Origin of the sequence: Methylobacterium sp. WL12, from assembly GCF_008039475.1 — a bacterium.
In the GTDB taxonomy this organism is placed as follows: domain Bacteria; phylum Pseudomonadota; class Alphaproteobacteria; order Rhizobiales; family Beijerinckiaceae; genus Methylobacterium; species Methylobacterium cerastii.
In genome coordinates this window covers 1-10599 of the sequence record NZ_VRUW01000122.1, presented here as the reverse complement: position 1 = coordinate 10599, position 10599 = coordinate 1, and the positions used below count along the sequence as shown (strand labels likewise).

The following is a 10599-nucleotide window of genomic DNA, read 5'->3' as shown; positions in this document are numbered from 1 at the left end:
GGGGGATAAAGGCTCAATCGGGGGAGGAAGTTGAGCTAAGAGATTTTTGTAGCAAGATCACAAACGAGTTTCTATCCACTTAGAATGAATTGCCGCGACGCCATTCGTCTAAAGCAGCGGACGCCATTAGCTTATCTGGGTAAAGATCTCGGAACGTCTCAAGTACGGTCATAATACATTGATCTAGAAAGATAAGCTTACCATCAACTTGAACGGCGAGGCTCGGCCCCATCCCGGGACCTACATAGAACACAGACCCCATAATCCCGGACTTAAATCTAGGTATCTCTATCACCGCATCTTCCGGACGAATGGCTCGTGCTGGGTGTTTCAAGCCGTTGCAAATATCTCCAACTGCCTTGAACTCAGATGGGCACCGGGCTTCCATCCTCGTCCTGATGTCCTTAGCCGCCTCTTCGCACTTCTCCTTGCGCTCCCGGTTGGATTTTGTCTCGGTAATGGATGCCAACGCCAGGTAGTCAAGCAAGTGATAAACGGCGATGCATGTCAGATAGGCCAGCCTTTTATCCGCGGGGTTTTTCATCGCATCGATTGCTGTTGGGACAACAATTTGCCCTGCGTAGGCGAGAGGCGTCATCGTTTTGATCGCTGCTCCCTGGTCACCCTTAGATTCCTCTTGCTGGTCCAGCCGTGCTTAAGACCGGCTTAGCACGCACATCCTATAGTACGTCCAAACACCCGTCCATTTACATGAATCTGACCGGGCATGACACGTAATCGCTGACGTCCGCCTCCTCTCGTATGGCGAGATAACCAGCACCTTCGGGATCACTTGTGTGAGTGCCCGGCAGCATGTGATCCGTAAGCAATGGGTTCGCAGGAAGGGTATTGACGGCAAGGCCCGCATCGAGGTGCCTGAGGACGCTATCGACACGTCCGAATTTACCCCTTTGATACATCCCATGAGCAGTCCACTGCTACGGGTTCTGACACGTCTCTTCCCCGTCCGATGACACGTCCTTCCAAGTCGTCACAGCCGTCCTGACACGCCACGTTAAACGTATAGAGGGGGAACTCTCAGAGCTGAAGGTTGCCCTTGAGGCCGAACGGATACGGGCTCCTGAACTCGGTCCCTCAAAGCCCATCTAGAGGTCGAACAGCGTCGGGCTACTGAGCTGAAGGAAGAGCGCGACAGGTGGCAGGGGTTAGCCACGGCTCCACGGGGGTTATGGGGTTGGCTCAGGCGAGCGAGCTAGCTTTCCTTACAGCTAGATCTTGATGCCTTTCTGGTCGGGCACCTGCCGCCCTACATTTTCTTCAAGGCTACTTTCATTTGGTTGAAATTTTATTCTATCTGCATCAATAATGTAAGCTTGCGACTTACCGGGCTCGATCCATATGTTTTCTATTGTTGTATATGGGATAGCCCCACCTTCGCTAGGAGCCTTCTTAGATAGTATAACCGTCACGCTTGTCAGAATGTGATCATTCGATTTGTTCCAAAGCCATCCTATATAACGGTACTCACCATTATGTTCTTTCTCGTATTTTCCTGATGCCCATATTTCAATACTACTAGGGTTCTGATGCTGAGCTATACAGAATGTCTTCACAGTCTGGCGCTCAATGGGCTGATCTTTTCCGCGGTCCATACACTTCTGAAAAGCCAAAGTTGTCCCGGCATTGAACTTGTCAGCCACAGCGTCACAGCCAGCTAAAACCGTCACACAAGCGGTAATGGTATAGAACCGCTTAAACAGCCGGTACAGCATCAACGCAGAGCCCTATCCCCATTCCGAGGAGTGCCGCCTAACTTGGCTACCCTCGTAAACCTTTGATTCCGTGGGCTTCTCAAAGGTGAACCCTGTACGGCAGGTTTAGCTTGAGCATAGGCCTTCTGCCGTGTCACGGGCTCAATGCGGGGCTTGCGCATGGTTATCCACGGCAGCCATTCACGCGTCATGATTTTAATGATGTCAGGATTATGCGGTAAAGCAGCCTTCCGAGGCCCTAGCCAGTTTCTCAGCAATCGCTTCAGGTCGCAGGTGAGTGTACCGCATCAGCATTCTTGTATCGCGGTGACCACTCATCAGCGCAACCTCTGGCACAGTCAAACCAGCCTCGAAGAACCTGCTGACAGCTTCGTGCCTGAGATCGTGAAAGCGGAGGTTCGGTAGGCTGGCTCTCTCCCTTAGACGCTCCCAAGCGAGACGAACCGCATTGCCACTGACCGGTATGACGCGTGCCTCAGTCTGAGGAAGAGCCTTCAACACCTCGATTGCCTTCGGAGTTAGCGCAATTGTCCGAGGGTGACCGTTTTTTGTGATTGGTAGGTGGGCTGTGCGATTCCCCAGGCTGACATTGCTCCACAAGAGAGCAAGCAGCTCACCTCTTCTCATTCCGGTCTCGATGGCGAGTTCAAGGAGAGGCAGGAGGTACCAAGCGTGGGCGGGGCCAATAGCTGCGCGAAGCCGCCGACCTGCATCAGCCTCAAGCCGTTGGTCCCGTGCTCTGGAAGGCGCAGGAAGGGTGACGCTCAGGACAGGATTGACCGAAAGCGGAGCGTCCCATTCTCGCTTAGCCAGGGTCAGACAGTGACGCAGGATGGTGAGTTCACGCCTCACTGAGTCCCCACTAACGGAGTCCAACCGATCATCACGGTAGCGAGCCACCATGGCAGGGGAGAGCTTGGCCAGGGAAGCCTGGGCTAACGGGTGAGCTAGGAGGGTCTTGATCCGTGACCTCTCGAATCGTGCTCCCCGCTTAGCCGGTGTGACAGTCTCCACATAGCGAATCAGGAGATCGCCAACCGTGACGCCGCCAGCTTGCTTATGGTCTATCGGGAGTTCAGACCGCTCAACCGCTCGCTCCTTCTCCCTTGACCATGAGAGTGCGTCAGCCTTGGTGCTGAAGGATTTCGAGATAGCAGGGTAGCCGTCGCGCCTTACCTGGGCTTGCCAGGATGATCCGCGCTTCCGAAACGTTGCCATTTGTCAGTCTCGTTGCTTGTGACAGCAGCGTGACAAACAGGCTCACTCACGTATTTCTAATCTGGACCAAATCGCCAAAAACCTAAGCTCTAGAAGGGCTTAAGTTGGCGCACCCGACACGATTCGAACGTGTGACCTTTGCCTTCGGAGGGCAACGCTCTATCCAGCTGAGCTACGGGTGCTGACCGTGCGGATTTCCTAGCCGATGCGGTCGCCGCGCGCAACGGGGCAGTGTCGCGGGCGGTCGTGTATAGATCGATGGCGGTGCTCAAAGAGATAATGGCGAGTGCTCCTGCGGCGTAGATCACCCGTTCGAATCGTGGCGGGTGCGCCAGGGTGACGGCGCAGTCGTCGCTATGAGTCGGCGATGGGGCAGCAGATGCGGCGCGAGTGCGGCGCTTGATGTGCGCCGCGTCTGCGCCGCGCCGAGACGGCGCTCGAATTATCCGAGGTCGTCGAGGAACTCGGACCCGGGGCGCACGCCAGTGATCAGCAGCCGATCACGTGCTCGCGTGGCTGCGACGTAGAGGAGGTGACGCTCGGTCTCGTAGACCTCCTCTAATTCCGCCTCGTCACTGACCGTGTCTATGCGCTCCTGTAGGGGAAGCACGCCGTCGTCACAGGCGAGCACGACGACGACCTTGAACTCCAAGCCTTTTGCGAGATGCATCGTGCCGACGATCACGCTCTCGCCAGCTGCCTGCGGTGCGTCTCCCGGCTCGACAGGCACGAAACCGGCGGCCAGAGCGACAGCGCGGGCGCGGGCGCGATCGAGCTGTGCTCCGCCGCGCACGGACAAGCCGATCTCGACCGAGACAACGCCGTCCGCGCAGCCCGCTTCGAGGAAGGCGAGGATCGTTTCGCCTTCGGCAGCCTCGTCATCGAGCTTCAGCACTTTGGGCCCGTGACTCGTCGAAGACCGAGACCGTGCCTTTGTGCGCCTTCTCACGCCCGTCCATATCCCGCACGGCTGTAAACCCTTTGGGCCACGGGCGACCCGAGGCACGGTTCGCACTCTATTCAGACTCGACAGGCTCCCCGGTCCGCTCGGAAACCCTTTCTTAAGGACATCGGCAGTCTTCTGGACAAAGATTTTCGATGGGGACCCGTGCCGTGACGAGCCACGACCACACGCGTCTGCCAAAAGGGCCATGTCTGGCTGTGATCGACCCCCTCCCCGTCGACGTGTCCATCGTTCTCCCGTGCCTCAACGAGGCCGAAGCATTGCCCACCGCGATCGCCAGCGCTCAGGCGGCTCTCGTGGAACTCCATCGCCGCGCCGGGCTCTCCGGTGAGATTCTGGTCGCCGATAACGGCAGCACCGATGGCTCCCGCGAGATTGCCGCCGAACTCGGCGCACGCGTGGTCAATGTCGCCGAGCGCGGCTATGGCGCAGCCCTCATGGGCGGCTTCCGCGCCGCGCGCGGCCGCTATCTCGTGATGGGGGACGCCGACGGATCCTACGATTTTCGGGATGCCGTCGCGATGGTGGGAGCACTCCGGGACGGTGCCGATCTCTGCATGGGGTCCCGCTTCCGCGGGGGCATCGCGCGCGGCGCGATGCCGTGGAAGAACCGCTATATCGGCAACCCGATCCTCACCGGTCTCCTCAACGTCCTTTTCCAAACCCGCGTCAGCGATGCCCATTGCGGCCTGCGCGCCCTGACCAAGGGGTGCCTTAAGCAGCTGAATCTCCATGGCAACGGCATGGAATTCGCCAGCGAGATGGTGGTCAAGGCGGCTTTGAAGAAGCTGAGGATCGCCGAAATCCCGGCGACCCTGTCACCTGACCGGCGCGGGCGCTCGCCCCACCTCCGCCCCTGGCGGGACGGCTGGCGCCATCTGCGCTTTCTCCTGATGCTCAGCCCGACCTGGCTCTTTCTCTTGCCGGCGGGCATCCTCATGACCGGGGCGCTCGCGATTTTCGGCATCGCGGTGGTCACCACCCTCTTGGGCGACACGGCGGCCGGACCGGTAGGGAGCAACTGGCTCATCCTAGCCGGTGCCATGCTCGGGCTCGGTCACAATGCCGGGCTCCTGGCGGCGGTGGCTTATCTTTTCGGCAGACGTGAGGGCTACCGGTTGCCTGGCCGCCATACCGCCGCCCTTGCCCGTTGGATTTCCCTAGAGTCGATGCTGGCGCTCGGCGCGATCTCCTTCCTCGCGGGCCTCGTGGTCCTCTTCGCGGTGCTCGGATACTGGTCCTTAAACCATTTCGGGCCGCTTGACTCGGTCCTGCCGGCGGTCTTCGGCACCTCGTTGATGGTGCTCGGAGCCCAGACCTGTCTCAGCGGCTTCCTGCTCTCGGTGATCGGCGGCCACGAGGCGGCCTTCCTTGCCACACACGGAAGGCCGGCTCGGCGGACGCCGGGCGAACTCCCCGCCGACGCCTTTCCCGAGGGCCCCCACACGGCCTTGACGTTTCAGCAGCAGCGCCCGGCCGCGTGAGGGTTCTGGATGCGCCTTCTTATCGGAACCCATTTCTTCGAGTCGCACCGCGGCGGCATTGAGATCGTCGCGGGGCAGCTCGCCCGATGTTTCGTGCGGGAGGGCATTCAGGTCACGTGGCTCGCGGCCGATGCAACGCCGGGCCCTGCGGCGGGGGACGGGTGCGGAACGGCGCGGCCCCTGCGGGCGACGAACGTCGTCGAACGGCGCCTCGGCCTGCCTTTCCCCCTCCCGCTGCCCTGCGCCCTCGCTCGGATCTGGCGGGAGGTTGGCCGATCCGAGGTGGTGATGCTGCATGACAGCCTCTACCCCACGAACGTCGCCCTTCGTCTAGCCGCGTGGCTCCGCCGGCGGCCGGTCGTGCTCGTGCAGCACATCGGGTCGGTGCCCTACCGGAACTGCGGTCTCAACCTGCTCATGCAGGTGGCGAACCAGCTCGTCGCCCGGAAGATGCTGCGGTCGGCCGAGCAGGTGGTCTTCATCAGCCGCACGACACGGAAGTATTTCGCGTGCCTGCGGTTCCGCCACGCCCCGACGCTCATCCCGAACGGCGTCGACACGGCGATGTTTCGACCAGGGGGCGGGGCAGCAGAGACGCGGCGGCAGCGCCGCGAACTCGGCCTGCCGGAGACCGGACCGGTCCTGCTGTTCGTGGGACGCTTCGTCGAGAAGAAGGGCATTCCCGTCTTCGAAATCCTCGCCCGCGCGCATCCGAAGCTGCACTTCGCCTTCGCAGGCTGGGGCCCCCTGGATCCGGAACGATGGGCGCTGCCGAATGTCCATGTATATCACGACCGGCAGGGACGTTCGCTGGTGGCCCTCTATCAGTCCTGCGACCTCTTCGTGCTTCCGAGCTGTGGCGAGGGCCTGCCCCTCGTGCTTCAGGAAGCCCTCGCCTGCGGCCTACCCTCGCTCTGCGCCGCCGATACGGCGACGGCTGATGCGGAGCTCGAGCGCTGGGTCATCGGTGTCCCGGTCGATCCGGCAAACGCCGACGCGACCGCTGCGGCCTTCGCGGCCGCGATCGATCGGGTCCTCGTCCGACCCCCGGATGCGGCCTGGCGCGAGGCTTGCGCGGCGGCCTGCCATGCGCGATACGCCTGGCCACAGGCCGCCGCCGCCTATCGCGCGATCCTTGACCGGCTTTGCGCCTCGAAGGGGGCCCCTGTCGTAGGCCTGTCTCATGAACGCTGACATGCGCGATCCATCGCCTTCGCCAGCCTATCGTCCGACCGTCGCGGAGGTCGCCGGGATCCTGCGGCCCCACGCGAACCTCTACCGCGTCGTGCCGCCCGTCTATCAGACGCAGCTGCTCGCCAGTCTCGCCGAGGTGTGGGACCCCCGGCATCGCAGCCTGCTCGACATCGGCGGCGGCACGGGAATCCTCGCCGAGGCGATGCGGTTGGTCTTCAAGCTGGACCGCGTTGTGTCGGTGGATGTCGAGGACCGGTTCGCTCCAGGGCTCGGCATCGCGGTGGCGACCTTCGATGGGCGAACCCTCCCTTTCGCCGATGCCTCCTTCGACGCGGTCGTGCTGAACAACGTCCTCCACCATGTCGCACGGGCGGACCGGATCCCGCTGCTGCGCGAATGCCGCCGCGTCAGCCGCAACCCGGTCTACATCAAAGATCATCTCGCTCGCGGCATGCTCGATCGGTTCAGACTAGCCCTGCTCGATATCATGGGGAACGTGCCCTTCGCCGGGATGCTGCGCGCCAGCTACCTCACGCGCTCCGACTGGCAGGATCTGGCGGCAGCGCTGGGACTGACGATCGTGGCCGAGAATACAGGCCGCTACCGCTCGGGCCTATTCAGCCAGCTCTTCCCGAACAGGCTCGAAGTCACGATCCGCTGGATGCCCCGGCCCACCTGATCGTCGCGCTGCGGCGGATACATCAGTTCATGGAAGGGGCCGAGATGGTGGTGGGGGATACGGTGCACGAGGACAGGGCGACGTTGCGGAACGCCCGACGCCGGTTAGCGCCCGGCGTCTGGTGCACCGACTGGTTGTTGCTCCGGGGCATGAACTCCGCCATCGCCGCCCTGGCCGGACGCCTCCGGCGGCCCGGGGCCGAGGCGGTCGATTTCGGGTGTGGCTCGCGCCCCTACAGCCAGACCTTCACCGACGTCGGGATCCGCTACACCGGCGCCGATTTCGGTCGCGAGGGCGACGTTGCGATCGATGCCGATGGAACTCTGCCGCTCGGCGACGCCTCCTGCGACCTCGTTCTGTCGTTCCAGGTTCTAGAGCATGTCCGGGACCTCGATACCTATCTTGGGGAGGCCAGGCGGGTCCTCCGGCCGGACGGCCGGATGATCCTCTCGACGCACGGGACGTGGCTCTACCATCCCCATCCTGAGGATCACCGCCGATGGACCCGTCAGGGGCTCATCCACGACCTGTCGAGCCGGGGCTTCGACGTGCTCGAATGCGTTCCAATCATCGGTCCGCTCGCATGGACCACCATTCTGAGATCCACTGGTTTCGCGTATGTCCTCCGCAAGCTCCCGCTGGTCGGCGCGGCGGTCGCGGGTCTCTGCTCGATCGTGATGAACCTTCGGGCTTTGATCGAGGACGCCGTGACGCCGGAGGTTATCCGGCGTGACAACGCCTGCGTCTACCTGACGGTCTCCCGCCCGCGCACAGCCGCCTGACTCTTCCAGCGGCGTTACGGCGTGGGCGCGCAGGGGTTCGGGGTCGGCCCCGGAGGCGCGCCCTCCTTGACGATGCCGAGGCCCGAACGCGCGGCCTCCGCAGCCCCGAAGACTCCGACGGAACCCCGGGCACAGAGCGCCTTCAGATCCTGGGCGGACTGAATCTTCGTGCGCAGCACTCGGAGTGGTCTGTTGCTCAAAGTCGGCGTGTTGCGAACGAGATCGCTGCCGAAGACGAGGGCCGTGTCGTCGATCAGGACGATGTCCTTGTCCATCGAAGCCACAATCTCGGAGGCCTTTGCGTAGGGCGCGACCATGCCGTCGACCTGCGCCGCCCGCAGGGGAAGGACGATCAGGCCCGCCGCGCAGGCAAGGCAGAGGCAGGCCTGCGCAGATGCAACGCGGGCCCCGTCGAGGCCCCTCGTCAGGTTGATCCAGCCCTGCGCGCCGAGCAGGCATACGCTTCCGAGGAAGCCGTGGAGATAGCGGTAGCCCCAGCCATGCCCCTGGTAGGGGAGTAGGATGAACATCGCCAGGATTGTGAGGCCGAGGCCCGCCGCCAGCGGGCGCGCGACGCTGTCTCCCCTAAGGAGGGACGGCCACGCGAGAAAGAACAATGGCCAGAGCACGGGACTCTGCCACGTGACGAAGCGCAGGAGGTTCTTGGCCATCAGGTCCACCCCGTTCCAATCGAACGCGGCGAGGAGAGCCGTGAGACGCGACATCTGATACGCGACGCCGACGGCGGCGGCCTGTCCCCCCCCGGCCCCGGCGCCCAGCCCAGTGACAGCGAGCAAGGCGGGCCAATAGAGGGTCCAGAACAGACAGATGACCCCATAGGCCAGCACATAGAGGGCCGCCAGTCGCCATGAGCGGGCGACGATCAGGCCGAGCAGAAACGGCGCAACGAAAAGCGGATGGAAGATCAGCTGATGCAGGCCGCAGGCAAGGAAGCCGGTGAGGATCGCCCCGGCATGCCCGGCCCGGCCGCCCCGCAGAAACAGGGAGAGCCAGACCAGGTTCAAAGCGAGATGCCCCGTCATCGCATAGGGCGTCATCGCCGCGAAAACCGCCTGAGGTGACAGCGCGAGCAGGACGGCGGCCACGACGGCCGCATCGGGTCGTTCCGGCCAAAGCCGCCGCGAAACGCTCATAATCGCCAGCACGGCCACGCCGAGAAGCAGCGCTCCTGTCAGCGCCGACGAGCCGATGAAACTGAATAGCGCCCGCATCAGCGCGTTCACCGGTAGGTAAGCCGAAACCCAGGCGACATCTCCGGGGATGGGCAGCAGAAAGTGTGGCGCCAACGCCTTTCGGTAAGCTTGCCACTCCGGTGAGATAGGCTGGATCAATGCGCCGGACCTGAAGATCTGCGCATCGAACTCGGCCATCACCTCGTCATACGAGAGCGCAAAACCGCGATACAGGGTTCTGTTGCTCAGGAAGACGACGGCAGTCACAAGGGCCGCCATTACTAGCCCGGTCCGTTGCGGACGCGCAGTGAGGATCGACCAGCGTCCCAAGGGCGTGAATTCGGGTAGAACGCCTGCCACGAGCAGGACGATGCCCAGCAGCCAGAGCCCGATGAGATCCTGTTCGTAGAAAAAGGTCGTCAACCCGGTCGGCTTGTCGCCCATCGGCGTGTCGAAGAATACGGCAATCAGCAACGCTAGCGCGATGGTGAGTCCGCCGGTCCACCGCAGCAGGGCGCGAAGGCCCGTCCCGTTTCCGAAGATCTGGTTGAGGCGTCGCGGTTCCGCCTTCCACCGGGACGAGTGCCTGTTCATCCGTGCGTCGTCCATCGCGCGTCTCATTCCTGATGCTGCCGTCCGGCGACCTCCGTGAGCCAGATTGCAGTTTCGACCGCCTCGACCTGGCAGAAGAACGGCCGCGGGCCGTGCCACCCGTCTTCGCGGCGCTAGTGCTGAAGGAGTCGCTGGGTCGTGGACGTGACGCCCCAGTCGGCTGGGCTGCTCAGCGCGCGCCAGGACGCCACGTGCCCGCGGATTTCGTTGATGATTGGCGTCGGGTTGTAGGCCTGCTCAGCTGCAGAAAGGTCGGTTCCGTCGCCGAGACCAAGAGCGGTCTGCCGGCCCTTGCCTCGCTGCTTCTTGGACTTCGGGACGGGCGTAATCAGGGACGAGCGTCGACGGCCCTGTGCCGGCTCTTGATCCAGCGGCTGCCCCTCACTGTCCAACGCATGGTGCTGCGTGGGGACGCTATAGGGTGAGTTGAGGATCGGTCGCTCGAAGAACGGCGTCGCCATTCAGTCCCCCCGTTGGCAACCTCAACGCGATTTTGAGCGACGATAGCGACCATGAGCATGGCTTGCGAGCGGAGAGACACGGCAGCGGGTCCGAGCGCCGAGACCGTGATCATTCTGCAACTTCTGAGGACTGCTGCGGAGGCGATGGAGCTAGCACTACTTTGGCAGATTTAGGGAACGGGGCTGGTTTTCGCGGATTCGTGTGCCATGGCGATGGTCATGGGTGATCGCGATGTCGGATGCTGGCGGATGGCGTGACGATCTGGATCAATGGCTGCA

At 62.7% G+C, this 10599-nt stretch carries 10 protein-coding genes and 1 tRNA gene; 4 read left to right on the top strand and 7 right to left on the bottom strand.

The features are described 5' to 3' along the window. Nucleotides 1-79: 79 nt before the first annotated feature. From FV226_RS25455 to FV226_RS28395, 5 genes are all read right to left on the bottom strand, one after another. Nucleotides 80-598, bottom strand: a complete 519-nt coding sequence (locus tag FV226_RS25455) for a hypothetical protein (protein WP_147765117.1) — start codon at nucleotides 596-598, stop codon at nucleotides 80-82. 631 nt (nucleotides 599-1229) lie between these two features. Next, nucleotides 1230-1733, bottom strand: coding sequence for a hypothetical protein (locus FV226_RS25450; protein ID WP_147765116.1), 504 nt, complete (start codon nucleotides 1731-1733; stop codon nucleotides 1230-1232). A 210-nt stretch (nucleotides 1734-1943) separates the two neighbouring features. Beyond that, the gene (locus FV226_RS25445; protein ID WP_246691736.1) at nucleotides 1944-2636 is read right to left on the bottom strand and encodes a site-specific integrase; all 693 of its coding nucleotides are present in this window, start codon (nucleotides 2634-2636) and stop codon (nucleotides 1944-1946) included. A gap of 420 nt (nucleotides 2637-3056) precedes the next feature. After that, nucleotides 3057-3133: transfer RNA gene (locus FV226_RS25440), tRNA-Arg, on the bottom strand. Between the two features lie 260 nt (nucleotides 3134-3393). Beyond that, nucleotides 3394-3846, bottom strand: coding sequence for a 3'-5' exonuclease (locus tag FV226_RS28395; protein WP_210246551.1), 453 nt, complete (start codon nucleotides 3844-3846; stop codon nucleotides 3394-3396). A 218-nt stretch (nucleotides 3847-4064) separates the two neighbouring features. On the opposite strand from FV226_RS28395, the gene FV226_RS25430 reads away from it, so the two are divergent. Genes FV226_RS25430 through FV226_RS25415 form a run of 4 tightly spaced genes read left to right on the top strand, consistent with a single transcriptional unit; the run spans nucleotide 4065 to nucleotide 8054 of the window. Further along, nucleotides 4065-5399 carry a glycosyltransferase gene (locus FV226_RS25430; RefSeq protein ID WP_246691735.1) on the top strand — a complete coding sequence of 445 codons (1335 nt, stop codon included), beginning with the start codon at nucleotides 4065-4067 and terminating at the stop codon, nucleotides 5397-5399. 9 nt (nucleotides 5400-5408) lie between these two features. Further along, nucleotides 5409-6593: a glycosyltransferase family 4 protein gene (locus tag FV226_RS25425; RefSeq protein ID WP_147765112.1), complete on the top strand. Its 1185-nt coding sequence runs from the start codon at nucleotides 5409-5411 to the stop codon at nucleotides 6591-6593. Next, nucleotides 6583-7272, top strand: a complete 690-nt coding sequence (locus tag FV226_RS25420; RefSeq protein WP_147765111.1) for a class I SAM-dependent methyltransferase — start codon at nucleotides 6583-6585, stop codon at nucleotides 7270-7272. The genes FV226_RS25425 and FV226_RS25420 overlap by 11 nt, the downstream gene beginning before the upstream one ends. Before the next feature lie 29 nt (nucleotides 7273-7301). Then, nucleotides 7302-8054 carry a class I SAM-dependent methyltransferase gene (locus FV226_RS25415; RefSeq protein WP_147765110.1) on the top strand — a complete coding sequence of 251 codons (753 nt, stop codon included), beginning with the start codon at nucleotides 7302-7304 and terminating at the stop codon, nucleotides 8052-8054. 14 nt (nucleotides 8055-8068) lie between these two features. Here the strand turns inward: FV226_RS25415 and FV226_RS25410 are convergent, their stop codons facing one another. Beyond that, nucleotides 8069-9856 (bottom strand): hypothetical protein, encoded by a 1788-nt coding sequence (locus FV226_RS25410; RefSeq protein ID WP_147765109.1) that lies wholly within the window; start codon nucleotides 9854-9856, stop codon nucleotides 8069-8071. 116 nt (nucleotides 9857-9972) lie between these two features. Continuing rightward, the gene (locus tag FV226_RS25405; RefSeq protein ID WP_187278856.1) at nucleotides 9973-10320 is read right to left on the bottom strand and encodes a hypothetical protein; all 348 of its coding nucleotides are present in this window, start codon (nucleotides 10318-10320) and stop codon (nucleotides 9973-9975) included. Nucleotides 10321-10599 lie beyond the last annotated feature (279 nt).

Excerpts from the sequence above, each read along its gene's own strand:
- FV226_RS25455 (WP_147765117.1), bottom strand. The coding sequence starts at position 598 with ATGACGCCTCTCGCCTACGCAGGGCAAATTGTTGTCCCAACAGCAATC.
- FV226_RS25450 (WP_147765116.1), bottom strand. The coding sequence starts at position 1,733 with ATGCTGTACCGGCTGTTTAAGCGGTTCTATACCATTACCGCTTGTGTG.
- FV226_RS25445 (WP_246691736.1), bottom strand. The coding sequence starts at position 2,636 with ATGGTGGCTCGCTACCGTGATGATCGGTTGGACTCCGTTAGTGGGGAC.
- FV226_RS25425 (WP_147765112.1), top strand. The coding sequence starts at position 5,409 with ATGCGCCTTCTTATCGGAACCCATTTCTTCGAGTCGCACCGCGGCGGC.
- FV226_RS25420 (WP_147765111.1), top strand. The coding sequence starts at position 6,583 with ATGAACGCTGACATGCGCGATCCATCGCCTTCGCCAGCCTATCGTCCG.
- FV226_RS25415 (WP_147765110.1), top strand. The coding sequence starts at position 7,302 with ATGGAAGGGGCCGAGATGGTGGTGGGGGATACGGTGCACGAGGACAGG.
- FV226_RS25410 (WP_147765109.1), bottom strand. The coding sequence starts at position 9,856 with ATGGACGACGCACGGATGAACAGGCACTCGTCCCGGTGGAAGGCGGAA.
- FV226_RS25405 (WP_187278856.1), bottom strand. The coding sequence starts at position 10,320 with ATGGCGACGCCGTTCTTCGAGCGACCGATCCTCAACTCACCCTATAGC.